The sequence below is a fragment of the Mesoterricola sp. MK458 genome (genome assembly GCF_055384935.1).
Genome location: NZ_AP045075.1, coordinates 362631 through 387824, shown reverse-complemented (window position 1 = coordinate 387824; position 25194 = coordinate 362631). Strand labels below are relative to the sequence as shown.

20 protein-coding genes and 1 pseudogene are annotated in these 25194 nt (G+C 63.6%); 3 read left to right on the top strand and 18 right to left on the bottom strand.

The genetic code is table 11. The features are described 5' to 3' along the window. Nucleotides 1-7: 7 nt before the first annotated feature. The 8 genes from ACZ5LB_RS01700 to ACZ5LB_RS01665 are packed head-to-tail and all read right to left on the bottom strand — an operon-like array spanning nt 8 to nt 7057. The gene (locus ACZ5LB_RS01700) at nt 8-760 is read right to left on the bottom strand and encodes a TrbG/VirB9 family P-type conjugative transfer protein (RefSeq protein ID WP_464604435.1); all 753 of its coding nucleotides are present in this window, start codon (nt 758-760) and stop codon (nt 8-10) included. A gap of 10 nt (nt 761-770) precedes the next feature. Further along, the gene (locus ACZ5LB_RS01695; protein ID WP_464604434.1) at nt 771-1433 is read right to left on the bottom strand and encodes a hypothetical protein; all 663 of its coding nucleotides are present in this window, start codon (nt 1431-1433) and stop codon (nt 771-773) included. A gap of 20 nt (nt 1434-1453) precedes the next feature. After that, complete coding sequence (locus ACZ5LB_RS01690) at nt 1454-2530, bottom strand: hypothetical protein (protein ID WP_464604433.1); 1077 nt, start codon at nt 2528-2530, stop codon at nt 1454-1456. A gap of 49 nt (nt 2531-2579) precedes the next feature. Further along, on the bottom strand, nt 2580-3380 hold the full coding sequence (locus tag ACZ5LB_RS01685) for a hypothetical protein (protein WP_464604432.1): 801 nt from the start codon (nt 3378-3380) through the stop codon (nt 2580-2582). A gap of 14 nt (nt 3381-3394) precedes the next feature. After that, nucleotides 3395-6067, bottom strand: coding sequence for a VirB4 family type IV secretion system protein (locus ACZ5LB_RS01680; protein WP_464604431.1), 2673 nt, complete (start codon nt 6065-6067; stop codon nt 3395-3397). Continuing rightward, entirely contained in the window at nt 6068-6373 is a 306-nt protein-coding gene (locus ACZ5LB_RS01675; RefSeq protein WP_464604430.1) for a hypothetical protein, read from the bottom strand. Nucleotides 6374-6383: 10 nt separating this feature from the next. Then, nucleotides 6384-6671, bottom strand: coding sequence for a hypothetical protein (locus ACZ5LB_RS01670; RefSeq protein WP_464604429.1), 288 nt, complete (start codon nt 6669-6671; stop codon nt 6384-6386). Next, on the bottom strand, nt 6668-7057 hold the full coding sequence (locus tag ACZ5LB_RS01665; protein ID WP_464604428.1) for a hypothetical protein: 390 nt from the start codon (nt 7055-7057) through the stop codon (nt 6668-6670). Before ACZ5LB_RS01665 ends, ACZ5LB_RS01670 begins: the two co-directional genes overlap by 4 nt. Before the next feature lie 272 nt (nt 7058-7329). On the opposite strand from ACZ5LB_RS01665, the pseudogene ACZ5LB_RS01660 reads away from it, so the two are divergent. Both ACZ5LB_RS01660 and ACZ5LB_RS01655 read left to right on the top strand, forming a co-directional pair. Beyond that, nucleotides 7330-7857, top strand: a pseudogene (locus ACZ5LB_RS01660) (phosphatase domain-containing protein); the annotation flags it as partial. A gap of 108 nt (nt 7858-7965) precedes the next feature. Continuing rightward, nucleotides 7966-9063, top strand: coding sequence for an ADP-ribosylglycohydrolase family protein (locus ACZ5LB_RS01655; RefSeq protein WP_464606356.1), 1098 nt, complete (start codon nt 7966-7968; stop codon nt 9061-9063). 249 nt (nt 9064-9312) lie between these two features. On the opposite strand, the gene ACZ5LB_RS01650 is transcribed toward ACZ5LB_RS01655, so the two are convergent. The 6 genes from ACZ5LB_RS01650 to ACZ5LB_RS01625 form a co-directional block, all read right to left on the bottom strand. Continuing rightward, a complete protein-coding gene (locus ACZ5LB_RS01650; RefSeq protein WP_464604427.1) occupies nt 9313-10491 on the bottom strand; it encodes an McrC family protein in 1179 nt (392 codons plus the stop codon). Further along, on the bottom strand, nt 10488-12662 hold the full coding sequence (locus tag ACZ5LB_RS01645; protein WP_464604426.1) for an McrB family protein: 2175 nt from the start codon (nt 12660-12662) through the stop codon (nt 10488-10490). Before ACZ5LB_RS01645 ends, ACZ5LB_RS01650 begins: the two co-directional genes overlap by 4 nt. Nucleotides 12663-12925: 263 nt before the next feature. After that, on the bottom strand, nt 12926-13243 hold the full coding sequence (locus tag ACZ5LB_RS01640) for a hypothetical protein (protein ID WP_464604425.1): 318 nt from the start codon (nt 13241-13243) through the stop codon (nt 12926-12928). 210 nt (nt 13244-13453) lie between these two features. After that, nucleotides 13454-14752 carry a M48 family metalloprotease gene (locus ACZ5LB_RS01635; protein WP_464604424.1) on the bottom strand — a complete coding sequence of 433 codons (1299 nt, stop codon included), beginning with the start codon at nt 14750-14752 and terminating at the stop codon, nt 13454-13456. A 239-nt stretch (nt 14753-14991) separates the two neighbouring features. Next, a complete protein-coding gene (locus tag ACZ5LB_RS01630; protein WP_464604423.1) occupies nt 14992-15438 on the bottom strand; it encodes a hypothetical protein in 447 nt (148 codons plus the stop codon). Next, nucleotides 15432-16802: a hypothetical protein gene (locus tag ACZ5LB_RS01625; protein ID WP_464604422.1), complete on the bottom strand. Its 1371-nt coding sequence runs from the start codon at nt 16800-16802 to the stop codon at nt 15432-15434. The genes ACZ5LB_RS01630 and ACZ5LB_RS01625 overlap by 7 nt, the downstream gene beginning before the upstream one ends. 959 nt (nt 16803-17761) lie before the next feature. Here ACZ5LB_RS01625 and ACZ5LB_RS01620 point away from each other — a divergent pair. Further along, nucleotides 17762-18574, top strand: coding sequence for an alpha/beta fold hydrolase (locus ACZ5LB_RS01620; protein WP_464604421.1), 813 nt, complete (start codon nt 17762-17764; stop codon nt 18572-18574). Here ACZ5LB_RS01620 and ACZ5LB_RS01615 read toward each other — a convergent pair. The 4 genes from ACZ5LB_RS01615 to ACZ5LB_RS01600 form a co-directional block, all read right to left on the bottom strand. After that, the gene (locus ACZ5LB_RS01615; RefSeq protein ID WP_464604420.1) at nt 18544-20679 is read right to left on the bottom strand and encodes a TraM recognition domain-containing protein; all 2136 of its coding nucleotides are present in this window, start codon (nt 20677-20679) and stop codon (nt 18544-18546) included. The two genes, ACZ5LB_RS01620 and ACZ5LB_RS01615, sit on opposite strands and share 31 nt — an antisense overlap. Then, complete coding sequence (locus ACZ5LB_RS01610; protein WP_464604419.1) at nt 20676-20891, bottom strand: hypothetical protein; 216 nt, start codon at nt 20889-20891, stop codon at nt 20676-20678. The genes ACZ5LB_RS01615 and ACZ5LB_RS01610 overlap by 4 nt, the downstream gene beginning before the upstream one ends. 185 nt (nt 20892-21076) lie before the next feature. Then, nucleotides 21077-24805, bottom strand: coding sequence for a MobF family relaxase (gene mobF / locus ACZ5LB_RS01605; RefSeq protein WP_464604418.1), 3729 nt, complete (start codon nt 24803-24805; stop codon nt 21077-21079). Further along, nucleotides 24802-25119, bottom strand: coding sequence for a hypothetical protein (locus ACZ5LB_RS01600; protein WP_464604417.1), 318 nt, complete (start codon nt 25117-25119; stop codon nt 24802-24804). Before ACZ5LB_RS01600 ends, mobF begins: the two co-directional genes overlap by 4 nt. Nucleotides 25120-25194: the final 75 nt, after the last annotated feature.

Sequence of the window (25194 nt, the reverse complement as noted above, 5' to 3'; positions counted from 1 at the left end):
GTCCCCCTCACTTGACCCGGATCCAGGACTGCTCCTTACCGAGGATCAGGTGCCACTTCTCCCCGGGGCGCAGGACCTTGTTGATGACGTAGCAGCCGTTCTCCAGCTCGTAGTTGACCTTGTCCGCTTTGCCGGACTTGTCCATCAACTCGATCACGGCCAGATCACTGGCCTTGGGCATGGACACGAAGGTCTGGACCCGGTCGTCCACCACCCGATCGATGGCCATATCGCCGCTCCAGCCGTACCGGTCATTCACGTTCTGCAGCAGCTGCTGGCGCCAGGCCTGGAAATCGGCGGTGGCCTTTTCCTGGGCGAACTTGCGTGCATAGGCGGCCTCCTTGGCCACCTTCTGCTGCACCTGGGCGTTGACCAGGGAGCCCTCGTCCACCCCGTCCAGGTAGATCTGCAGCACCCCCGGTGCTTCCTGCCGGTCCGGCACACCCTCCACCTTCAGGGAGATCCGCAGGTTACTGGGCTCGGTCTCGATGTGGATGTAGGAAGTCCGGCCCACCGCCTCCGGGGTGTTCAGGGCCTGGACCACCACCCGGTTGGTGTCCGGAGTGCTCTCGGCCTTGAAGAACGACTTGTCGAACCAGATGTTGTGGGCCGATTCCCCCTGGGGCAGTTCCACTACCGCCGGGGCGCCGGGGATCAACGGGAGGCTGTAGATCTTGCTGGGAAGGTAGGGTAGTTTCCGGGTGTCCTGGGCTGGGAGCGCCAGGGCTGGCACGAACAAGAGCATGGCAAGGCGATTCAAGGGAAGCTCCTTAGAGGTGTTCCGGGAAGGTCCCGTCCACGATGGTCAAGCCGGCCATGTTGTCCGGCGTGCGTGGGACCTCCTTCAGGAACAGGGTGAAAAGGACTCGCCCCCCCGGCTCCTCCTTGCCGTCCGGCAGGATCAGGAGCGTGTCGAAGGATACGAGGACAGACAGGGGATTCCGACTCTGGATCAGGATCTGGGGCTGGTGGCTGGGATCGCCCTCCGCGTCCACCACCCGGCCGCTGACGCCGCGGTCGATCAGGACCTTGCGCTGGGCCAGCCGGAGGCCTCTGCGCACCACCTCCCGGGCTTTGGGCTCCACCACCCGCAGGGCGAGGCTCAGCTTGTCCTTCACGTCCAGGGGCGTCCAGGCGTGGCTGTCCATCACCCAGCGGCGGGCGAAGCCCTTGATGTCCACCTCCGTGCGAGCCTCCCCCGCGCGCAGGAAGCTGGCCGGATCGGCCTGGACCACATTTCCGAGGGTGTCCTTCACGAAACACCAGACCGTCTTCTGGTCATTGCGGTAGGCCAGGTAGGCCACCACGCCGGCCAGGGTGAGGGTGACCATCAGGAGCAGCAGGAGCAGCCAGCGGTATACAGCCAGGGCGGCATTCTGCCGGCCCCAGGCCAGGATGAAGGCGTCGTCTTGGGAGTGGGGCGTGGAGGCCATGGGTCCTTTCTCAGGTGGGTTCATGCGCGGCCGCCCTCCCCGGGCTTGACGCCCAGGGCCTCGGACACGGCGGTGCGGTTCGTGGATACCGGCAGGTCCATGCGTGGCGCACCCACCACCGTGGAGAGGACCTTGCCGACCCCCCTGCTGTGCACCGCCGCCACTGCGGCTACTGCGGATCGCACAGGAGAGGGCACCGAACTGGCCCCGTAGGCCTGGACTGCAGCGCTCAGAAGCTGGCTCAGGAAGGCCGGGATGGAGCGCACCACCGCGAAGGCACAAAGCGGCCCCAGCAGAGTGTAGATGAAGTGCATGGCGATGTCCGAACCGTCGCCGAACACCAGGTCCGAACCCGCCACCATCTCCGTGATGCCCTTGAACACGACGCCTGCCATCTTGGCGCCCAAGCCCAGCATGGGCAGGTAGAGGAGTCCGTACACGAGCCAGGCCTTGGCCCATACCCAGAAGATCCCTTCCGTCGCCTCGTGGGCCAGGAAGGCGATGCACAGCGGTCCCAGGGCCAGGATGAGCGCGTTGATGCCCAGCACCCAGAAGCCCTGGATGAGGATCAGGACCGTGATGAACATGCCGGCCAGGGTGGAGAGAACCACCGCCAGGGCCGAAACCAGTGCATCCACGGACCAGGACATGGCCTTGCTCCACCAGGCCTGGTCCTGCTCCCCCTGGCGGGTGGCGGTGACCTCGGCCTTCTTCACGTCCTGGTTGTCATGGTGCAGCTTCTCCAGTTCGTCCTTGGCATCCAGCTGGCCGCTCCAGATCTCGTACCAGGACCCGGCGAAGCTGGTCATGAACGTCGGCAGGGCCGATCGCGCGTAGGTGTCGAACATGGGCCGATAGCCGATGAGCAAGGCAAGACAGAAGGCCATGCGCATCCACCAGCGGCTCTTGAAGAGCCGGCAGGAACCCGGCTCCTCCGCCAACTCGCCTGCGCCCTGCACCAGGTGGAAGAACACGCAGAGGAAGAACACCCCCAGGGCCACCCGGGAAATGTCCTTCTCCATGGCCAGGGCAGCGACATCCAGGACGTCGTTCACCAGCTTGTCCACGTAGAAGGTTGGATGGCTTTCAAGAAGCATGGCTTCCCCAGGGCGACGGTGTCGCCATACGGTTGGTTGTTGGGTCGTTTCAGTGCCGGCGCATGAACCCGGCGCCGAGGGTTTTCAGGCTATGGGTGTTGCCGCGGATCCAACCGCGGTCGATGGTCTCCATGAAGGTCTTCTGGGCATCGTTCTCGCCGGCCAGGAACAGGATTGCCTGCTGGTTCTTCAGGATCAGGGCGTTGCCCTGGAACTTGGCCTCGGTGGCCTGGAGTTCGGCCTGGAGGCTGGCGATCTTCGCGGCATCCACAGGGGTTTGCTTGTTTGCCGCCTCGATGTCCTGTTTGACGCGGCGGACCTTCTTCACATCCTCGATCAGCTCCTTGTTCTGGGTCTCGAACTGCCGGAGGATCGAGGCCTTGACCCCCTGGGCCTTCTTGGACTGGCGCAGGAGGGACTGCACCTTGGCCCGGTACCAGGGATCGTTCGCATATCGGGGATTGAGGAGCATCTTGTTGTAGAACTCGGTGGTGTCCCAGAGCCCCTGGGCTTGCTCGGCGGTCATCACCGTGAGGGTGGTGGTTTTCCGCAGGTCGTCGATGCCCTGGATCCCGTCGAACCAGGGGCTGTCCGCCAACCGGAGGACATCCACCCAGCCGAAATTCCGCCAATCCTTGAGGCCCAAGTAAGCGGCTTTGAAGGCCATGAGCTGATCGCCGCCGGTTTTCACGGCCTGGCGCCACTGGGCCATGATCTGGATGTACTGGGCCAGACGCTGGGCGAAGGCCGGCCCGTCATGGAAGACCCAGGCCTGGGCCGGGGTGAAGCTGGCGGGAATGACCGTGGCGCAACCCGCCACCAGGACCGCCCTCCTGATCGATGTCAACATGACCCCTCCCGTCATCACACGATCCCCTGCGCCTGGGCGTAAGCACCCACGAGGCGCAGCCGCAGTTCCTTGCCGGCGATGGTGCGGCCTTCACAGGCCGCCACCAGGTGCCGGGTTCCCTCTACCATCCCGTAGCGCCGGAAGAAGGCCGCACGGAAGGCCTTGTCCTCAGCATCCGTGGTGGCGAACCAATACGCCGCCGGGGCGATCTCCACGGTCAAAGCCCGCACATGGCCGCGCCGGTTCCAGTAGAGTACCTCCCTGCGTCGTTCATCCTGCTGGAGTCCCTCGTGGAGCCGCCGCTGATGTTCGGACAGCCCCAGGTCCTCCGTGAAGAAGGTCGGCTCAGAGAAGCCCTTGTACAGGAACATCTCGGCCATGGTCTGCAGGAGCTTGCGCGCCTCGCCGTTCTGGATGTCGTTGGGGGTCTGGGTGCTCAGCACGACGAAGCCGTTGAACTTCCGGATGGTGCGGAACATCATCTCGGCCATGCCGAAGAAGGACGGGTCCGCCAGGAACGACCAGGCCTCGTCTATGATCACCGCCTTGCGCTCCTGGAGGGCGCTGGGGTTGGTGATCCGATTCCAGATGACGCCCATGAGGGCGGCGACGAAGGGCTTGGCCAGGAGCGGGTCTTCCTCGATCCCCTCCAACTCGAAATACACGTACTTGGCCGAGGAAACCGTATCCACGCCGCTGTCGAAGAACTGATCACGGGGGGCGCGGGTCCAGAGTTCCACCGAGTCCACGAACTGGGGTGCCTCGCTGCGCAGGAAGGTAAGGAGGCTGGACAAGGGCCGCGGCGCCGGCAATCGGCTCTCGGGGTCCTTCTCAAGCGCCCGCAGGTATCGCATGCATTGGTTCTCAAAATCACGAAAAAAACCGCCCCGGCCCGAGGATCCGCTGCCCTTGAGGGCCCGGTCCAGCAGGTTCTTCTGTGCGGGGTCCAGCGCCCTGCCCTGCCCCACCAGGGCATCCAGCCAGGCCTCGAAGAACAGCTTTGTCTGCTCCACCGGGCAGGCAAGGAACCCCCCGTCCGGCATCGGCCGCAGGTAGATCCCTTCCCGCTCCTGGCGCGCCTTCTCCTTCAGGGCCCAGGTCAGAGGGCACGGGTTGAACTGGAAATGCCCGCCGCGGATCCGCATGGCCGCGACCTCTCCAGGCATCTCCTGGCTGAGCAGTTCGAAGATGGGGCCGTAGCTGTTGCCCTTGTCCAGGACATAGGCCTGGCTGGGGAACATCGCATTGCCGACCAGGAACATGTTCATCAGGAGCGACTTGCCCGAACCCGGCAGACCCAGTACCGCCTTGTTCCAACTGGGCTCCTTGGGGGTGAACAGGCTGTAGCCGTAGGCCCCGCCCTTCCGGTCGCCATAGATCATGAAGGGCCTGCTGTCCCCGGCCGCCAACCGGTAAAGGAAGGCCGAATCCCCGACATTGAGGGAGGTCACCAGGTTGAACCGCTGGCAATAGCTCCCATTGCCTGGAATGGAACCCAAGTCCGCGAAGAGCCGGTGGCGTAAGCCCTCCTCCTGGCAGTCCGCCCCGAAGATCAGCTTCATCTGTGACTGGATCTTGGCGGCGCGGTCCTCGAGCTCGCTCAGGTTCTCCCCGTCAACCAGGAGGCTGAAGTACCAATTGAACGGGGCCGCGCTGTCCATGCGCACCGTGCCCAGGAAATGCCGGGCCTCGGCTTCGTATTCGGCCGCATCCCGCTGACGCTGAGCCAGGGCCCCTGCGAAGCCCTGGAACAGTTCGATCCGTCGGGACATCTTGGAGAACTCCCTGGAACGCCATGTCTGGGCGATGGAAAAGGGAAAGGCCAGTTCATCCTGAAAGCGGCGGAACACGTAACCCACGCTGATCCGGGGCGGGACCTTCCAGGTAAGAACCTTGGTGGGGCGGCCGTTGGTGCGATAGACGCGGTCGGAGGTGTCCCGGTGTGAGGCGCAGGCCTGGGTGACCAGGGACAGACCTGGATCGAAGGGGGGCGGATCTGCATCGGTGCGGTTGGTCAGGTGGTAGAGCGCCTCATGGCCTTCCGCCTCCCCGAGCATGCGAAGGCCGAAGCCCATCCGGGGCCGGCCGGTCTGGAACGCAAGGAGGTTCTCCTCGAAGGTCTTGAGGACCCGGCGCACGAAGCGCGCCTGGGTCTGGAGGTCGCCCAGGCGCAGCACCGCGGCCTGGGTGGCGTCCCGCAGCCTCCAGCGTTCCTGGTCCTTGAACCGCGGGATGAAGTGGATCGCCCAATAGATCTCGTCCTGGTAGACCACCCGCCGGTCCCAGTAATCCTGGGTGGTCTCGCACAGAAACCGTAGCGCCGCCGAATCCCGGGCGGGCTTGGTCAGGGCGGGCGCGACGCCCCGCCGCCGCCGGAAGAGGTTCTGCACCTCCCAGGACCCGCCGCGGAACTCCCCGTCCTGGTTCTCGGGGTTGAAGGCGTCCATGGCCCGGCGCACCGCGTTGGAAGCCATCTCGATCCCTTCTTCGCCCAGGGGCTCGGGGTCGAGTCCTTCCATCCGGTAGAGGGCAAGCAGCCCATGGTTCTTGCAAAGGATCAGGGGCCGCGCCGGGTCGTAGCCCTCTTCTCGACGGAAATAGTCGTAGAAGAGCACCTCGTTTTCGAGGTTGCTCTCCAGGTCGTTCCAGTCGCGGAACAGCGCCCCCAGCTCCTTCACCAGCGCCATTCAGTCCTCCTCAAGTTCCACCCGCTGATAACTGGGGGCGTAGCTGGCCACCCGACCCTGAAACCGGTGGACCATCCGGAGCTTGAGCATCGGCAGCACGATGCGGTCCTGGGCGTGGACCAGGTGCAGCACCAGTCCGCAGGCCGCAGTGGCCAAGGCCCATACGATGGCCCAGACCCCGCTCCACTGGTTGACCAGGAGGGCGCCGATGGTGCCCACGGCCACCAGGATCAAGACCTGGTGCACGGGGACGCCCAGGATCTCGGGCGCCCCATGAAGGTGGCGGTAGATGAAGGCCTCGCGCATGCTCAGCCGATCACACGTAGGCGGCCGCAGCGCCCAGGAGCACGGAAGCGCCCACAGTGCCGATGAGATACCAGAGGGCACTGTCGTCCTTCTTGGAGAACTTGACGGCCGCGAGGACCAGGCCGCTGACCATCACGATCGCGCTCATGACCCCCAGGCCGAGCTTCAGGATGTTCATGAAGGAGGTCTTGGCCTTCTCGGCCTCGGCCTCCAGTTCCTGAGCCAGGACGAAGTTCATGGCTCCGAGATACAGGGACGTTGCCGCCACCTTGGCGGCGACCGGGATGCGGATCCTCATGCGGGCTCCTGGGAGATGGCAGGGCCGGCGCCCATGCCCTTGGGTTCTTGGAAGGGACCGCCGATCCGCCCTATCAATTGGGCGGCGAGCAGGTTGTTCAGCCTGACCAGATCGACCAGGATCGTGATGGCGCGATGCTTACCCTTCGCCCGGATGGGCACGAAGCAACTGTTGAATTCCTCCCCGCCAGCGCCACGGGACCACTGGTAGAGGCTGTGGTGGCTCAGCGGAAGCCGATCTTCCACCTTGCACAGAGGGAAGTAGCCGCCAAGCTCAAGCAGCTCGGCCAGGGAGGATTTGCCGCCTCGGTCGAAATCGACGCCGGCCTTGCGCCAGAGCTGCATTCCGATGGGTGGTGTCAAAGGGATTTGAAAAGGGGGTTCCATGATTCTGCTCAAGACAGAACCATTTTGGTTTTTTAGGTTGGTTTGTCAAGATTGAATTTTTTGGTATTAATAACAAGTGTGCCGTCTTCAGCACCCCTCTTGCGCCTCACCCAGGAGGCTTGGGCCTTCGCCTTGATGGCCTGGAGGTGTGAGCAGGTGGGCTTTTTCGTCAGGTGTCCGGCGTTCAGGAAGGCCTCGGGTGGTTCCCCCATGATTCCGGTCTCTTCCCCCCCAGGAGGCGAGACAGTGATTGTCCATAGTTTTATAGGATCATGGTGCCCTGGGCCTGGCGTCTTTCCGGCTTTTCGGAACTCTCGCACGGATCCCAAGGACGCCTCATGAAAAAGACCAGCCTGACCCACCCCCTCCAGATCCAGGCCGTCCAGGTCCCCGGCTGTGGCGGCGTCATCGGCATGACCCTCTGTCCTGGAAAGATCCAGCGGAGCGCCCAGAGCGGGGATTGGGAGCGGGATCTGGACACGGACCTTGAGGCCGTCCGAGCCTGGGGGGCCACCGACCTGGTTAGCCTGATGGAGCCCCATGAATTCAAGGCTTTCAAAGTCGAAGCCCTGCCAGCCCGGGTCCCCGAGACGATCAGGCACTGGGTGCTGCCCATCCCGGACGGGGGCGTCCCGGACGCAGAATGGGAGGCGCAGTGGGAGCGGGCGGGGGCCAAACTTCGCAACCGGCTCCAGGCGGGAGGGCGGATCGTCATCCATTGCCGCGGAGGCCTGGGCCGAACGGGCACGGTGGCGGCGCGGCTCCTCGTCGAGTTGGGTCTTGGGCCGGAGGTGGCCATAGCGCGGGTCAGAGAGGCCCGGCCGGGCGCCATCGAGAACCGGGCCCAGGAGGCGTATGTCCGCCGGTGCAAACCCCTCGAAAAGACTTCGCCTCGACCCTACCTCCCCATCGATCCGGGCCGTGCGAGCCGGTTCCGGGGCTGCCTCCTGGGTGGCGCGACTGGGGACGCCCTTGGGGCGCCCGTGGAGTTCATGGACCTGGAAGCGATCCATCGGAAGTTCGGCCCCGGGGGCATCCGGGACCTGGATCCCGCCTACGGCAGGCTGGGGGCCATCACCGACGACACTCAGATGACCCTTTTCACCGCCGAGGGTGTCCTCCGGGCCCACATGCGGTTCCTGTCCAAGGGCATCAGCTCCATGCCGGGCGTAGTGGCCAATGCTTACCAGCGCTGGCTGCTGACCCAGGACCGTGAGAGCGCGTGCGAGGTCGTGGGCAGAGACGGCTGGCTCTTCACCCACCGGGAGCTGTTTTCCACGCGGGCTCCTGGGAACACTTGCCTTTCCGCGCTGATGGAGAAGGAGAGCCCAGGCTTCGAAGGACCCGCTGCCAACGGCTCCAAGGGCTGCGGAGGGCTTATGCGGGTGGCTCCCATCGGGCTCTACACGGCCAGCAGGGGACTTCAAGGCGAGCAGGCTTTCGAGTGGGGTTGCCAAGTCGCGTCCATCACCCACGGGCACCCTACCGGGCAGCTTCCTGCCGGAGTCTTCGCCTTCCTGGTTCACGCCTTGGCCCTTGGAAGGGAGATTGGGGAGGCATGCCGCGAGGGCATGGGCCTTCTCAAAGGGAGATCGCACCATTCGGAGACTCTGGAAGCCATGGACCTGGCCCTGGATCTGGCCGAGAATCGGCCCGAAGGGGACGAGGCCATCCGGAACCTGGGGCAAGGCTGGGTGGCCGAGGAGGCCCTGGCCATCGCCCTCTATTGCGCGCTAACAGCCAGGACCTTCGAGGAGGGCGTCATCCGGGCGGTAAACATCACCGGAGACAGCGACTCCACTGGCTCTCTCACCGGCAACCTCATGGGGGCGGCGCGGGGCATTCATGAGATCCCGGAGCGGTGGTTGGAGCCCCTGGAACTGCGGGCCTGCTTGACAGCAATGGCCGATGATCTGGCGACTGTCAACGATTGGGAGTCTTCTAAATCCGGTTCGAAAGGGCCAGGGGATCTGCGCTACTGGCGGGGCCGCTACCCGGGTTGGTAAGGCTTGCCTGGGTGTCACCACCCAATTCTCTGCGCACACCGATGATCTCGAATCGAGGAGATCTTAGGGTAGGAAGGCGTCGAGGCACTGGGTCTCGCCTTCGAAGGAGGGCTTCCTGCCAGCCTTCCGGCGGAAGGCAATGCGGATGGCCTCGTTCAGCGGGACCTGCCGCGCCCCCAGGTGCTCCTTGGCCCCGGTGCGTGGTTCCGGGCTAGGCTGCGTCGGTGGGCTTGGAGGCGAGCTTCTTGATCATGGTGGAATCCCTTCCAAAACAGATAGAAGCCCTTGACCCGCGGCCTCCAGGTCCCCATCCAAGGGAAAGGCCACCACCCGCGTCCTGATTCCGGGGGATTTGCACTCAAGGGGGAAGGTCGGGGTCTGGGGATAAACCAGGAAGGCTTCCTGGCATCCCAGGAACTCGGCATAGGAACGGACCTGGTGCACGTCCGAGGCGTCAGGATGGGACGTGGCCTTGTACTTTGCGTCCAGGACTGCGAGAGGAGTAAGTCTGCCCCGCCTGTAGAGAACCATATCCGCCACCATGGGTGTCCCTGAGTTCATGTCGATCGATTTCTTGGTCTGGATCTCCAGGTTCGGAGGCAGCCGCCTCTCGAGCCACTTCGCCACGAATGCCTCGAAGAGCTCCGGCATTTCGATGCGGAAGGACAGCAGGGGCTTGGAGCCCACGCCGTGCATTGGCGCCAGGTGCTGCAGGAAGAATCCGCAGAGGGCATGGATCCCCTCGTAATCCTGGTTGAGGCGGTTGTAGGTCCGGTTCCGGCAATCAGCCGCCTGAAAGGGAACGAGTCGTGCGTGGCCCAGGAGGTCCCTCCGGAGCTTCAGGAGGCGCTCCTTCCGGGTGGGGGTGGCGGTGCGGAGTTGGGTGAGGGCATGGAGGGTCCAGACCAGGATCTGGTTTTCCTCGAGATCCGCCGTGTGGATCCTCCGGTGGCAAGGCAGGTCGACCCTCCACGGCGCCTGGAGGTGCTTCGCCACGTTGAGCCGCCCCGACAACCGGCGCATCAGGATGTCCTCCCCCAGGTAGGCGCGGTAAAGACCTCGTTGGTAGCGGGTCTCGGCAAGATCCAAGAGGAGGTCCACCACCCATTCCAGTACTCCCCCCTCGGCCTGGGACCCGATCTGGGGTTCCGGCCTAGCCAGGGCCCTTCCCCGCTCAGTCCAGTCCCACATCCGCAGGACATTGGCGATGGGGACCTTGGGCTGGATCGAGAGGAGGCGCCCCGAGGGCAGGGGAAACAGGCCCACTGCGTTCTTCGGGGTGAAGCCCCACGGACCCCCGCCCAAGGAGGCCTGGATATCCACCAGCCCCGGTTCCAGGGCCTGGAGATCCCTCCATAAGCCTTCGGCCTCCCCGGGGGGAACCTCCACCCTTTCCCATTCCTTCCACTCCAGGGGCAGCTCACTCATTGGGCCGGGAACCTCGGTCCGACGCGGTCCCAACGGAACGGCTCCAGCTTTTTCCGGTCCTGGAAAAAGAATTCCTCAAGGTAGGGAACGATTTCCGTCGTCCAGATATCCGGGAAATCTGCCTTCAGGTTTTTGCCCAGGAAATAGCTGATCCCGATGGAGTAGTTGTCATCCCCGATGGCCTCGTTCACCTCCTTGAGGACCTTCTTCAGTTCCTGGATCTGGAAATCCAGGTCCTGGTGGACGACTTCCAGCACGTCGTAATGGGGGGGAAGGTGAAGGAAGGCGAACCGCCTCCGAAGGGCATGGTCCACCAGGGCAATAGACCGGTCCGCCGTGTTCATGGTTCCCAGGATTCGGACGTTTGAAGGGATCTGGAAGGACTCTCCTCCCGCAAGGGTCGTGGCCTCCTCCCGGTATTCCAGGCAGTACATTAGCTCCCCGAAAACCTGGCTCAAGTTCGCCCGGTTCATCTCGTCGATGATGAGGACGCAGATCCCCGTGCATTCCTTAGCCTTCTTGCAGAATTCCAGGAACCGACCGGAAATCATGGGGTAGCCCAGGCCCCCGCCCTCGCGCGCCTGGGGCCGGATCCCCTGGAGGAAATCCTCGTAGGTGTATGCAGGGTGGAATTGCACCAACTCCCAGAAACCGTCCCCCTGGCCGACCAGGAGCTTTGCCACCTCCCGGCTGACGAAGGTTTTGCCGGTTCCTGGAGGGCCATAGAACACGGCCTGCTTCTTCCGTTCGATCGCCCTGACCCATCCCTGGATCTCCGGGAGGGGCATATTGATGGCCTTTGCGCACTGCTCCCCGGTATAGGCCTCCTCTCCCGCGGAAGGTTTGACCGGCTCGTGGGGCCAGCCGGCGGCCTTTTCCTCCGCCACCCGGAGCAGGGGAGCCAGGGCCACGAAGGCGGCCTGGATGCGGGCGACCAGGTCCTCCACTGCCACACCCACCACCTGGTCCGGGGCGAGCCGGAGGAAGAGACCCGTATCCTCCTTGCCGATGGACTCCTGCCACCCCTTCAGGCGCTCCTCGAGGGTCGCCTCGGCCCGGGGACCCGGCTCCAGAAGAATCCCTTCGAACGCCCCCGCCGCCTCCAGGGCCCCCTTCAGGTGAGCAGCCAAGTCAGGGCTTTTCCTCAGATTCTCGGCATCCTTCGGGCAGTCTTTGGAAAGGGAAAAACCGAACTTCAGGCCGTTGGCGTCCAGGAAGAGGAGAAGCTGAGGGGCTTGGGTGCGCTTGCGCCCCTTGGGGACCAGGGCGCCCCAGTAGTGGGTCCAGGCCAGCCCCTTGCCGAAGTCGTTCTTGGTGAAGCGCGAGAATAGGTTCTTTTCGGTCTGTAGCCCATCCCGGACAGCGGGTGGGAGGCCCTGGACCACCTGGGAAAGCAGTTGCCGGAGGGGGCGCTGAACCTTCTCCAGAAAATCCGCCTTGTGCGCCTGGTAGAAGGCGGCTGAGGGCTCCTGGGCGATGGCTGACAATAGTTCGAAGGAACCGGATTCAAGGACAAAGAGTTCGCCCTCCGCCTCGGACTCCACTTCCTCATCCTCCTCCTGGCCGTCGCTCCCCATCGAGGAGAGCACAATGTCCAGGGCTTCCCGGGGCACCGCGAATTCCTTGAGGAGGGTCTGGCAGGCTTCGTTGTAATTCTGGTAGTCCTCGGCGGAGCGGACCTTGAAAGCCCGGCCGAAAAGTACCTGGAGGCCGAGGGCCATGCGGCGGTTCCATAGGGCGAAGTCGCCCTCGTGGTTGAGGTAGGCGACGAGGCTGATGAAGGTCGGGCCGGCGCCATTTATATCCCTAGAGGCGAGGGCCTCGGCCATGAGCGCGGGCAGGGCCTTGGGATCCGCCTCGATGAGCTTGTGGAGCAACGAGGCCACCGCCGGCACCTGGGCCTTGAGTGCCCCCGCGTGCCGTCCCATGAAGGCCAATCCGAACCGGCCCTGCACTTCCTGGCCCTGCTCGTTGAGGTCCCGATCGATCCAGTGGAGCAACGAGGACAGGCGGTCTGCGTCCGGCGAAAGGTTGAATTCAGAAAGGCTCTGGCGGGCCTTCTCCTCGAAAACCCGGCGGGCCTGAAGCCGGGTTTCGGGGGCCCAACGCTGCAGCTTCTCGAGGATGGAAATCCCTATGGAAGAGGCTTGGGCTTCCAGTTCGGTGGCCATGATGACTCCTACAAGATCCGTACAACCGGTGGAATGGGGTTGGATGGATCATAGGCCCATAGCCTACGGTGAGGGAGCCGTATTCTATTCTCTTATGGCCATACCTCCAGATGAGCCTGAGGTTCGCTCCCGCGGATTGAGGCATTTTCATGCCTCCTCGTCGAATCGTGTGGGTAACCTCTATCCCACCCGAAAAAGGGAGGCTTAAAGATTGGGGGTGCCCATTGTGCCTGGCACCCCCTTACCGAACAGTCGTGCGTCGATCAGTCTTTCAGGCTTCGCTCATATTGGGCCTGGAACTCCGCGGCCATCATCTGGAGGTCCACATATACGAGGGACCGCACCTCCCCCATCGGGATCTTCACGAAGCACTTCCGGTACGGTCCATCCGAGGAATACCAATACTTCAGGCGCTTGGCATCGATGGGGATCCGGTCCTCGACATCCTTGAGCTTGAACAGGCCGGGCGTCTGGAAGAGCTCCTCCTTCGATGTTTCAACGCCATCGAGGTCGAAATCCCTTCCCTTGACCTGGATCCGTGCCAGCAGGCCCATCGCGCTTGGAGGTGTCGTCTTGACCATGAACTATCCCGTATAGTTAGTTAATCATTATTACCCATTTTGGTGAGACTAGCCACCCTGCTCCCTAGGATCATTATCCACCTTCAGGAAGAAAGGTGGGACAGATCGGTCACCCCAGGGTTCGCCGGACTCAAGACTCCGGGCAGGCCACTTGAGTCATGCGTGGCCGCAGGAGGAATCCAGGCGCTTGAGGGGGGTCCGGGGTATTCCCTAACCTAAAGGGAACGAGATCCGCTCGCCTGAAGGCAGGACGACCCGGAGGACAGGGGGCTTGAACAGATACTCCCCGGGCTCCGACAAATTGAAGCCTATGAGCATGTGTTCGAGATCTGGCTTGTTGCGGATCTTGGTCACCGACGAGAAGTGCCTCCATCCTGCCCCGTGGCCGGAGCCACCGACCTCCCGGGGCAAAGAGTAGGCGGTGAAGGGGTCCCGGTTCGTCCTCACGGTCATCGCGCTCTGGGTGACCGAGAGAAAGGCCTCCTTGCCGGAGAGTTCCCCCTGGCCATTGAAATGGACATCCCAATCCATTTCGACGTCGCATTCCTCCGGAAGGCTTTCCGGCGGGATCCGCCCCATGCCACGGAGTAGAGAAGGTTGTCCCTGGCTGATCTTTGGGCATTTGACAACGATGGTGCCCGGCTCCTCCTTTCCTGGAAGGAAGACAGCGGAGGCTTCTGAACCTGGGGCGGCGACAAGACACCAGCTTCGGGGGAGATTGGTGGTTTCCATGGCGGACCTTAAAGTGAAGGTTAGGGGAATGCGTCCCGGCGCCCCCCATAGGAGCGCCGTCGCCGTGAACCAAACGGCGGCATGCCGGATGGAATCCGGCAGCCGGCTTGCGGGTTTGCTGAGTCCCGGGAGGGAATGATCCGGGTAGAAGGAGCGGATGCGCTCAAGATGCTGCTTCGCCGCCGGGACCATCTTGGCCGCCATTTCGTCGGCAAGCTGTTCACGGATCCATTCGTCCTCTCGAATCCAGTTCCGGATGGGGATTCCCACCCAGCGCATGAGCTCCGACCATTGCTTGAACAGCCAGGTGCTCGTGGCCTGGAATTTTGCCAACATCGGGTGTTCGGTGAACCATTCCCATGGCAACAGGGCTGCCGAAAAGGAGAGGAGCAGCCTCCTCAGGTGGTCCACCTGGTGGTAGTGACCTATCTCATGGGCGAGGACGGCCCTGATGGCTTCCGGGTCCTCCTCGAAATCCGGGACCGAGTCCCACCACCAGGAATCTTCACGATCCCGGAGGGGGACATAACCGGCTTCAAGGCAAACCCGCGGACGAAGGCCGGCGCTGAGATTCGCAATGATGGCCACCTTGGAGAGATAGAATCTGGGAGAGGGTAGCAGGCGCCTCCAAAGTGGCTTGCCACAAGCCTGAAGGACCTGGTTGAACTCGGCCCTGAGAGCGGGAGTAGGTTCCCTGGCCATTCCCGGTCCCAATTCCATTTCCTGGAATGCGCGCCAGGTGGTCAATTCCGCAATCCACCGGACGAAGATCAGCACGAAGACCGCCAACAGCACTGCGTTCCTGCCGGGCAGCGGCCCCGCGATGCGACTCCAAAGGTGGGGGCCAAGGCGCTTGAGCAGACATGTCGCCAGGAGTAGGAAGGGGAACGCCAGAAGCAGCCATCGGCAGGTCCGGAGGGCCATGGAATGAAGGTCCCTGGCTCCGCGCAAGGCCCACCCCCCAACGCCACCCGCCAGTACGCACGCGGCAGGGAAATAGAGAAAGACCAGCCAACTCACGGCCTGCGCCGCCTCTGGGCGCGGCGCTCGGCGAGCATGGTCTCCATCGTCCCGTCCTGGATCATTTCCTGGATCTGTCCGACGAGTTTTCCAGGGTCCGTGATCATCAAGCACCCGTCAACAAAGGGCCGCAGGACTTCCGACATCTCCTTTCTGCGCTGCCTGGCGTAGGCCTCCGGATCAAGCACCCACAACGACTCACGCCCCTGGGTGTCTTCCTGGTGCACGATTCCTTTGCTCTTGAGCATCTTCAGGATCGCGTAGATCCGCAGGTAGACCGCCTTGGGTCCAGGGTTGTCCCCGGTCTTCCACAGGCCTTTGCTGACGATCTCGGCCTCGAGGTCCGCGATCAGGATCCCTCCCGGGTGGGCCTCAAGGATCGCGAGAACCACCGGGAGGCTGTCTGGCAGCCGATTGCTGCGGGCAATTCTTGCCATCACCATGGTCGTGGCGTTTCCCCCGGCGTTTCGCGCCACTGAAGGTCGATGGTCGCTGGCTTGAATCCGTTGCGGTGGTACCAGGCCACGAACCTTTCGCCCTCCCCGTCGGGAACGGGCGGAACCTGGGAAGCCTCGATCTGGTCCACCCAGTAGTGTCGAAACTCGATCCGCCACCCTTCCGGAATGAAGAGGATCGGCCCGTAGATGACATCCCTGGAATCGGGCAGGACGCGGTTCTCCGAGTGCACGAGGATGGGGAGATCCACGGTCCCCTCCAGAAGCCCGTCCTCGGCCAGGAACACGTTCCGGGTGTAGTAGGTCCATAGTTTCTGCTGCCCATCGGCATCGATCACCCCCTGTTCGGAGGAGGCCAGTTTCAGAGCGGGGAGCTCGGTGGCACGGGCTTGCCTTTCCAGGACACGCCAGGAAAGCCGCACCCTCACGGCCTTCGCGCCGAAGGGAATCCATTTCTCATGGTCGAACAGGCCCAACGGAACACGTACCGTGGCGCACCCCGTTCTGGCATCGGCCTTGGTGGTGTCCACCCTCAGGCCGTCGGGGAGAATGCCTCCTTCCCCAGGGATGGCCTTGAATTCGACGGTAGGGTCGAAGCCGTGCACTGAAAATCCAACGATCTGATCATTCATGATAAGTTCCAAATTTTCATGGAAACGCAAACCACCGGACCATTGAATGCCCCAGAGGCAACCGAAGATCAGGATTGTCACAGATGCCAGGAGCATCGGCAATCGGCATGCTATAATACGCTCTTTCACCAAGGGGTTGGAAGATCGCCAAGCGAGCCCCACACCGGCCTGGGACTTGCCCGACACGCCGACCAATGGTTCCTCCTTCTGGCCGCCGGTGGGTACAGCCCCCCGCCTCGTGTCCCCCCTGGCCCATTCCAGTTCCAGGGCACGCCAGAGCAAGTTGCCCATTGGCAGGAGGACCAGATCGAACTGGGCCCACCACCATAGGATCATGCAGACCCGGTAGGCCTTCCTTTCGGCAAGCCGAGCCAAAGCGGCAAGGCCTTCCTGAAGGTCCATCCCTTGGTCTACCCAGGCAAAGGGAACGAAGATCCGGGGAGGATTCAGTCCGAAGAGGACCGGGTGGCAGACGGATTCGGAGAGCACAAGAGGGATCCCGGCCCCACCGTTTTCCCCTGCGATTGCATGCCATTGCCGAAGGCGGCTCCAGGCGCGCTGGAACCGCTCCCGCAGATCCTCCGTGGCGAGTTCATCCTTCTCCGTCGGACATGAGCCCAACGCCTTCAGCCCTTTCAACTGAGACCCGAGGCGGACCATACCAAGCAGAACCCATGTCCCCATGGTCCCCACCAAGGCCAAGCCGAACACGTACTGCATAAACCTTGGATCCTGGGTGGCCTGGTGCTGCCTGGGCCAAACGAATGGTAGGGCCTGAGCGCTAAGGCAGATGAGCGCGAGTCCTGCCCCCACAGTGACAAGGCCTCGGGCGCGCCGGGTGGAACCAAGCCATGCGCCGTAGGCATGCCAGCACGCGAACGAAGCAAGCAAATGAAATCCCCAATAGGCCAGAATCCTGTGAAGCAAACTCCTTCACTCCAAGTCGAGTAAATACGTTCACAAATCCGCCACTCAAGAAACTGTTTATACATAAAAGTGTATTTAATACTATAATTTTATTGTCTATTTTTTGATTGCTTTTTTTGCCTGTAATAGCAATCTTGTTTCTGGCCATCTGGATCGGTCAACCACAGCGGAGAGCCGGAATCAAGCCTGCCGATTCACAGGTGTCTCGTTTACGGCAGAGGAGGCATTCTGACTCATTCTGCCCCATTTTTTTCAATTTGTTTGATTCATAAAAGGACGGAGTAGTGGTTGCTTTACTTGCTTCTCGTTCAAAGAATGAAACGGTTTCTTGTCCGGTCGTAAGGACTGGCGTGGATGCGGAACTGCGATCACAACAAACCCGTATTGAGGATTTACTCCTGGTAGACAGCTTCATTCCTGTCGCCGGGGTCGCCAGCCGGTTGCCCTTCAGCTTGAAAGAGCTCACCCGATGGGCCAAGGCGGGCCCTTCGCATCCTGTTTCGAAAGGGTCGAGGTCGAGAATGAGGGTGGGGCCCTGTGCCTGAGGGTAAACCTGGCCCGGTTCTCCCAGCGTTTCGAGGAGCTCGCCCACCAGTCACGCGAGAAGGACTCATGGCGCGGCAGTGTCTGCGATCCGGTCACGGACGAATTCAACGGGTTGGATGAATTCGCCGATCTGGCGCTCAGGACCCCCATCCTTTGAGCGATCGTCGGGCTCTTGAACATTCCTCCGGGTGGCTGCACGAGAAGGCATGATGCGACCCCTCGTAACTTCCCAGTTCCTGGCCGGGCCTCGAGGCAGGATCCTCGTACGCCGGTGCGGAACCCTCGGCCCTCCGGTCATTTTCGTACATGGGAATGGTGGTCGGGCGTCCCAGTGGGATCGGCAACTGGCCTTCCTTGGCGAAGGGCATCAAGGGGCCGCCCTGGACCTGAGGGGCATGGGTGCATCGGATCCGCCCTGGGATGCAGATTTTTCCATCGGGGCCATAGCCGCTGATGTTGTGGCGGTGGCGGACCACCTCCAATTTGAACGTCTGTTCCTGATCGGGCACAGCCTTGGGGCTTCGGTCGTTTCATGTTTTGCGGGTCTATTCCCGAGAAGGCTCCTTGGCTTGGTCCTGGTTGATTTCGGCGGCGATCCCCGCGATGACAGCCCCGAAGAGCTTGCGGCGCTCATGGACGGTCTGGCCGAGGGCAACTTCGCGCGCTTCGCGCGGGAGGCCATGGCAACCTGTCTGCGCGGAGCCAGGGCTGAAGTTGTCACCCAGGTCCTCGACGACCTGAAAGGTACGCCCAGAAGCAGCTTCGCCGGCGCCGTGCTGGGTTTGCTGGATTTCGACCCGGTGATTTCCCTTTCGGACAACGGGATCAGGAAGCTGCACCTCTATTCCCCCTTCCTCGAATCCATGGGGCTGGCCCCCATCCATCACCGCGTCCAGGGGATGGAATCCCAGAGGCTCGCCGATTGCAGCCACTGGGTGCACCTGGATCGTCCGGAGGCTTTTGGCCAGGCGCTCCTTCAGTTCCTGGATCACGGGTCCTTGAGGAATCCTGCCAGTTGAGCCCCCGGAGGAACGATCTCGCCGGGTTCCAAGGGACCTCTGTCCCACCCGCGCCAATCCGGAGCTTGGGGAATGGACTCCAGGTCATAGGTATTCCGCAGCCCCTCAGGCCAATCCAACCATGGCGTCTCAAAGGCCAGGTCCAGGTGCTCTTCGAAGACCCATAACGGTCGAAGATATACGTAGGTCGCTGGCAGGGTCTTCTCTCCCGTGCTCGTGAAGGCCAGTGCCACGTTGTTGGGCAGCTGCTTCAACTCGTCGATCTCCACAAACGGCTTCTCCTCTGCGGTCACCGTTCGAGTCGAGGACATAGCCAAGCCCTTGTTCACGAACCCTCCCTGGACGTAGGAAAGGTCGGAAGCGCGGCCTCCCTCCGTCACGGCCAATTGAGTCTTGGCGATGTCCTTGGTCCCGGCCTCCTTCTGGATGATCTCCATGGAGTGGATGTCTGATTGGCGAAGATAAATGTGCGTCATGGAGTTCTGGAAGTAGGTCTCCGCCGCCTTCTCCTTGCCGGGCGAGAACGCCTCCAGGATGGAGTTGTGGGACTGGGTGAGTTCCCAGCAACTGGCGCGCTTGGACCGGCACAGGGCCTTGAACTCGTTGTCCCTGGGTGTGGCGCTGGTCTGGCATTCGTCGGCCATGAGGAAGGTCGGACAGTACCCGATACCTTCGCCGAACCGCGGCGGAACGATCAGCTTTCCCTGTGCATCCACCGCACCCCGGCGCAGCACCGCATCCTGCCACTGGGACTTGAGGGAGACCTGGATGAAGGTGGCGGCGTCAAACCAGCTCACCTTGCTCATCTGCAGGCCGAGGATCTTCCCGTAGTCGAGGATCTGGTCAAAGCCCGTGAAGACATGGTCCTGGGGCCGGAGCACACCCCGCTCGTTATCCAGGTCCACGCGGCGAGGCCAGGGGCAGCAGGGCCCGGTGAAATACTCCTCCCGGGTGGGGCAGAAGACCTTCCGCAGCTCCGGGTACTTGAACATGTCGATCCCTGCCTTGGCGCAACTCTCCAGCGATCCCCGGAGATTCAGGCTCATGCCCTCCCGGCGCTTCAGGATGGACCGCCAGCGCCGTTCCACCTCCAGAACCCGGGCCGAGTCGTGGGCCCACCGGTTCATGGCCCTCTCCTGGAGCCGGTCCTGAAGATCATCGCTGATGAGGACTTCCAGGTATTCGAACAAGGTGTAGTAGCCGTTGGCGTCGTCCAGGAGAGCCAGATAATCCATCACCAGCTCCTTGGGCGCCATCTCCCAGAACGGATCGCTGGTGGTTGCTCCCTTGTTGAAATTCTTGATGATCCAGCCCAACTGGTAGCCCACGGCCCAGGGAGCGAGGTTGGGGTTGTAGATCACGTTCCAGACAACGCTCCCCCCCGGTCCGATCCGGAGGATGTCCTTCTCACGGCCCCAGTCCCGGGCGAAGGCCTCGGCGGCCTGGACGAAGTCCCCCTTCTCGTCGAGGAGGAGGCCGCTGTACTTCCATTCCTCCTGGCACATCGTCCCGTCCTGCAACCGGATCGGCACCGGGCGCCGGAATCCGAGCATCTGCTTCAAGCAAGGGTATGCGACGGCGGCGGTCTTGCCAGATCCAATCCCCCCCGTCACGAGGACCCCCGTGTACTGCGCGGCCTCCGGCAGTGTCAGCCACCGGGGCTTGAGCTCAGGATCCCGTTCGGAAGGCACCCGCGCCCCATCCCGCGCCTGCAGTTCACCGAGGATGACAGTGAAGCCCTCGCGGGTGTAGGGCCAGGGCGGCAGTTGAGGCTTTTCCTGGGCCAGGTCCTTCTTGCGGGAATCCCCCTTCTCCCTTCGAATCAGGGTCAGGGAGACGAGGTTGTGGAGGACCCGGGTCATCCACATGGCGTTGAGTAGGAAGGCCACCAGAACGATGGCCAGGTAGACCCGGCCCGCCCCCGCCCACTCCACCCCCGCCCAGAGCCTGCGATGCAGGGGCGCCGGCCAGCGTTGCGTCGTGGAGAGCCAGCGCAGCGCGAGGTAGCCTCCGATGCCAGCGCCGGCCACCATGAAGACCCGGAGCGTGTCCAGCAGCACCAGCAGGGCCGGCTTGTTCCTGAGATATACGGCAAGACGAATCATAGAATGGCCCCCTTGCGCCGGCCCTTGTTGGCACCCAGGGCGGCCTGGTCCAGACCCACTCCACGGATCGCCGCGGCCTCACCCGCCTGGTGCGCCTCAAGCCACACTTCGAACCGGCGGATGTATACGCCAGTTCCCAAGGAAAAGAGCAGCAGCGCGCCCAGGCCCCCCGCTAAATCGGGCAGGACAGCCTGGACCAGGCCAAGCCGCAAGGTCAGCTCCTGCGAGAATCGCGCAACCCCCGTTCCATGCCCCGACGATGCACCGGTCCGAAGGCGAACCCCGCGCAAGGGGTGGTGGGTCCAGCCATACCAACCGAACCCGGCCGCCAGGCCAAGGCAGAAAATGGCATGGAGGGCCCGGAGGGGGTGATGGCTCCGGTCGGAATGGGTCGCCATCAGATCCCCCGCCCCTGCCCTCCGGGAATCCCCCGGTCCAGTTCAACCTGCCTGGAAAGCACCATCCGGATGGCTTCGGCCGCCGTCGGAACCTGGTCCAGGCGCTGGGTCCAAGCCGGACCGGGTTCCAGAAGCCCCCGGGTCTCCGCCTCCTGCAGGACGCCTCGGAGGACACCCTTGGGTGTGCCTTTCAAGGTTTCTTCCTGAAAGGGGTCCTTCACCTCGCAGGCCCGGATCCGTGCAGAAAGCCGCTGCAAGTCCGGCTCCAGGTCCCGCAGGGCCCTGGGGACAGCGATGGCCGCCAGGGTCGATTCACGGGAAAGCACCGCCTCGGCATCCCACGCGCTCATCGCCACACCCTCAGCACGATGTCCACGGCCAGGAGGCCACCCAGGGACACTCCGACCCAGGTCAGGGGGCGCAGGACCTTCCGGACTCCCCTGATGGGCTCCTCCATGCGTTCCTGGGCCCGATCCAGATCCGCGTCGAGCCTCCCCTCCCAGACCTGGAGGGTCTCCTCCACCTGGTGGCCGAATCGCCTTCCCGTCCCGCTCACAATCTCGGTCGCGTTGCGGAGATCCTGGGCCGCGGCCGATAGGTTTCTCAGCCCCGCCTCCAGCCGGGCGGTGTCCTGGTCCCTGGCGGCGGTCATCCCCTGGCAGATCACGGACAAGGCCTCCTCCTGCCTCCGCTTGGCATCGGTCAGATCCTGGAGGATCTGCCCTGCGGCCTCCTGGGAGACCCGGCTCCGGTCGAGCCACATCCCCCATTCCGCGCTGGCCGCCTCCAGGAGCCCATGGAGCCGGTTGAGCGTCGCGGCCACTTCGGCCAGCTGCCCGATCTGCAGCGCGACCGCGTTCCGCAGCTGCTGCCGGGGATTCAAATACGCGTCCCTGGCGGCCTGCAACCCTTCCACCGAGAGGCCCCGCTGATTCCCGGCCAAGGCCGACCCTTCGCCGAGCGCGGCTGCCATTTCGGCCGCCGCCTGGGGAACCGATAGTCCCAGGGTTCCCCCGCTTTCCCCACTCAATTTCACATTCATGCTTCACCTCCCGCCCCTTGGGCTTGTCTTGACCCTTCACCAGCGCGAGGGCCGAACTCTTGTCCGCATCTCGGGCCACGGCCCAGGACAGGTCCTCCCGGCTGTTGGTGTAGACCCTGGCTTCCAGCCGGGCCCGCGAGATGCTGACGTAGAACTGTTGCCGGTTGACCAACTCACGGCTGTGGCCCGTGTCCACCACCACCAGGGAACGGTCCTCCGTGCGACCCTGGCTGGAATGGCTGGTGATGGCGTAGGCGTGGTCCACGGGCTGGACCCGGCCCAGGTCGAGATCCACCAGACGACCGGTCCCTTCCAATTCGATCCGGGCCCGGCCGGTTTCCCGGTCCAGGGCCCGGATGAGGCCGGTATCGCCATTGGCGATACGGAACCCCTGCCCCTGAATCCGGCTGCCTTCCGGCTTCTGGGCCTCCCGATACTGGATCCGGTCGCCCACGGCGAACCGCCTGGTTTCGATCCGGGCCACCTCGGCCCCCTGGAATCGCCTGGGGGCGTAGTCCACCTGATGCCCGCCCTCCAGGTCCACCCGAAGGGTCTTTCGACCGTGGTCCACCGCGGCCACGGTACCTACCGCCCCCGCTGCAATCCCGTAGGTTCTGGATCCCCGCTGGAAGGCCAGGCAATCACCCACCTGGTAGGTCTGCACGTCCTTCTTCTGGGCCTGGGTCAGGCCTTTCGACACCCGGATGGACGCCTCCAGGCTGACCTTCTGCACCCGCCCCTCCTCGATCAGAGCCTCGCGGATCCGCTGGTTCAGGTCGCGCCTCTCCTCGTTGCTGGGGGCGATGACAATACAGGTCTGTCCCTTGGGGGTAGCCAGGAAATCCCGCACCACCGCCTGGTGCCTGGCGCCAGGCTCCGCTTCCTCGATGACTTTTCCTTGGGCTTCCAGCCGGTCCACCGCCTCCCTGGTTCGCCCCTCGGAGGCCGCCACCACGGCGGCCCGGAGCTCCAGATCCTTCTGCCGCCGGATCTCGTCCAGCCGCTCCGCCTTCAACCCGGCCTCCTGCAGGTAGGCGAACGGCATCCCTGCTTCGACCGCGGAGTGCTGGAGCCGGTCGCCCACCAGGACCACCTTGGCCCCGGCAGCCTGGGCCTTTTCCAGCACCACGGCAGCCTGGCGGCTGCTCATCTTGCCGGCCTCGTCCACCAGCCACAACTGGCGAGGTCCTCCCGGCACAAGCCGTTCCGCGGCCAGGGCGGCAAGGTTCTTGGCAGGAATGCCGGTTTCCGAGGCCAGGGTTTTCACGGCGCTGGTGTCGGGCGCCAACCCCCTCACGGTCCACCCCCGGGCCGTGGCTCCGGCAACGACCGCCTGCAGGGTATACGTTTTGCCGGCCCCGGCTTTCCCCTCCACCGCCAGGACTTGATCCCGCGAAGTCAGGATGTGTTCCGCCACCCGCCGCTGGCCGTCGCTCAAGGGCCTTGAGGGCTCGAAGCGCTCCAACCCGAGGATGGCCGAACCAGCCCCTTTCCCCTGCTTCATGAGGGCGATGTTCCGGGACTCGATGCCCAGGGACTGGTGGGTGGTGAACCGTGAATCGGGGATGCCGGGCAAGGGAACCTGGACCAGATTCCGGGCCTCGGGGAGCACCTGGCGGACGTCCTCCAGCGTGATGGAGCCCATCCCCTTCCACAGGGCCGCGCCGAGCAATTCCCGTCCCGAAAATGCGGCCTTCCGCTCAGAAACATGCTCCGCCGCAAAGGCCAGGGCCTCCCTGGCCTGGCCCAGAGTCACCTCAGGATCCGCCTGCGGGCCGCGCTCCCCCCGAGCCCTTTCCGCCTGGCTCCGGATGGCGCCCAGGTCCACCCCGTGCTCCCTCACCGTGGCGGCCCAAAAGGCCTTCAAGGCCTCCCGGTCCACGTCATGGTCCTTCACCTTCCGCGTGCGGATCGCGGCATTCTCGGCGGCCTTGGCGCCGCTTTGGCCCCGGGCTTGAAGGTAAGGCTCGATGTCCTTCCTGCGCCTCTGGCTGAAGGCCTCGCACAGCCCTTTCGGCACATCCTGGATGGCCACGACTCCGCCTTCCCGGATCTCCGTGACATAGCCCCGGGCCTGCAGACGCCTGGCCAGGTCCGCGTGGAACACGCCCTTCACGAAGGCCTGGGCGGCGAACATCTCCCGGGTTTCCAGCCCGACGAATTTCCCGTCCCCGCGCCGGGTCATGTTCATCACGACGTTGTGGATGTGCAGCTGGGGGTCCAGCCGCCGGCTGGTTTCGTGCTGGAAGGAGGCGATCACCAGGTTGGCGGTGGTCTCGAAATTCCGCTCCTTGTCTTTGCCCAGGGCGAACCGCTCCAGTTCCACCATGGCCTTCGCGTTGGCGGCCCTGACATCCGCCACGATCCCCGAGTCCCCGCCCACCAGGGCCATGATGGAAACCGTCTTCTCCGGGGAACAGGTGAAATCCCACCCTGCCCGGTGTTTGCCGGTACCCACCTCCCCGGGGATGAGTTGTTCCCCATCCCGCCCATCCTTCCCTTCCAACACCGCCTCGAAGGTTTCCCGCTCGACGTCACCCTCGAGGCCGAGCATCGCCGCCCCCCGCCCCGACCAGAGCCCCGGCATGGCACGGCCGTCCTCGCTGTAGTAATCACCGCGCGAATACTCCTTGTCGTAATAGTCGCGGCCCTGGCTCGCGGTCAGGGCGCCGCTGGCCCGGATCATGATCCCTCCTCCCGTTCCTGGAGTTCCTGCCGAACGATTCCCGTTGCTCGGGTATTGGCCCAGTCCTCCAGCTTTTTCGCAGCCTCGCTGCCCAGGGACTGGGTCAGGAATTCCCGAAGCATCATCCCGACCACCAGTGTTATTTCCGTATTCAGGGGAGCCAGGGCGTCGGCCGTCCCTCGATTTCTGAGATCGTTCTCAACGACGGCACGAAGGTATTCCGAGGGCGTTACTCCCCGCTCCTCGGCCCGCGAGTGGAGCTGTTTGGACAGCCCGGCGCTGAAACGAACGGACACCTTGAGGGGCATGGTCATGGCCGAGCCCCCCATGACATGCTGTCGGACAAAATTAATGCAGACATTGTTGACCCTAATCAGTTATGTCCGTCA

Bases quoted from the DNA above. Each gene is read 5' to 3' on its own strand.
- mobF (WP_464604418.1), bottom strand. From the start codon at position 24,805: ATGATCCGGGCCAGCGGCGCCCTGACCGCGAGCCAGGGCCGCGACTAT.
- ACZ5LB_RS01600 (WP_464604417.1), bottom strand. From the start codon at position 25,119: ATGACCATGCCCCTCAAGGTGTCCGTTCGTTTCAGCGCCGGGCTGTCC.
- ACZ5LB_RS01690 (WP_464604433.1), bottom strand. From the start codon at position 2,530: ATGCTTCTTGAAAGCCATCCAACCTTCTACGTGGACAAGCTGGTGAAC.
- ACZ5LB_RS01645 (WP_464604426.1), bottom strand. From the start codon at position 12,662: ATGGCCACCGAACTGGAAGCCCAAGCCTCTTCCATAGGGATTTCCATC.
- ACZ5LB_RS01675 (WP_464604430.1), bottom strand. From the start codon at position 6,373: ATGCGCGAGGCCTTCATCTACCGCCACCTTCATGGGGCGCCCGAGATC.
- ACZ5LB_RS01630 (WP_464604423.1), bottom strand. From the start codon at position 15,438: ATGGTGATGGCAAGAATTGCCCGCAGCAATCGGCTGCCAGACAGCCTC.
- ACZ5LB_RS01670 (WP_464604429.1), bottom strand. From the start codon at position 6,671: ATGAGGATCCGCATCCCGGTCGCCGCCAAGGTGGCGGCAACGTCCCTG.
- ACZ5LB_RS01640 (WP_464604425.1), bottom strand. From the start codon at position 13,243: ATGGTCAAGACGACACCTCCAAGCGCGATGGGCCTGCTGGCACGGATC.
- ACZ5LB_RS01665 (WP_464604428.1), bottom strand. From the start codon at position 7,057: ATGGAACCCCCTTTTCAAATCCCTTTGACACCACCCATCGGAATGCAG.
- ACZ5LB_RS01625 (WP_464604422.1), bottom strand. From the start codon at position 16,802: ATGCAGTACGTGTTCGGCTTGGCCTTGGTGGGGACCATGGGGACATGG.
- ACZ5LB_RS01680 (WP_464604431.1), bottom strand. From the start codon at position 6,067: ATGGCGCTGGTGAAGGAGCTGGGGGCGCTGTTCCGCGACTGGAACGAC.
- ACZ5LB_RS01620 (WP_464604421.1), top strand. From the start codon at position 17,762: ATGATGCGACCCCTCGTAACTTCCCAGTTCCTGGCCGGGCCTCGAGGC.
- ACZ5LB_RS01650 (WP_464604427.1), bottom strand. From the start codon at position 10,491: ATGAGTGAGCTGCCCCTGGAGTGGAAGGAATGGGAAAGGGTGGAGGTT.
- ACZ5LB_RS01615 (WP_464604420.1), bottom strand. From the start codon at position 20,679: ATGATTCGTCTTGCCGTATATCTCAGGAACAAGCCGGCCCTGCTGGTG.
- ACZ5LB_RS01695 (WP_464604434.1), bottom strand. From the start codon at position 1,433: ATGGCCTCCACGCCCCACTCCCAAGACGACGCCTTCATCCTGGCCTGG.
- ACZ5LB_RS01685 (WP_464604432.1), bottom strand. From the start codon at position 3,380: ATGTTGACATCGATCAGGAGGGCGGTCCTGGTGGCGGGTTGCGCCACG.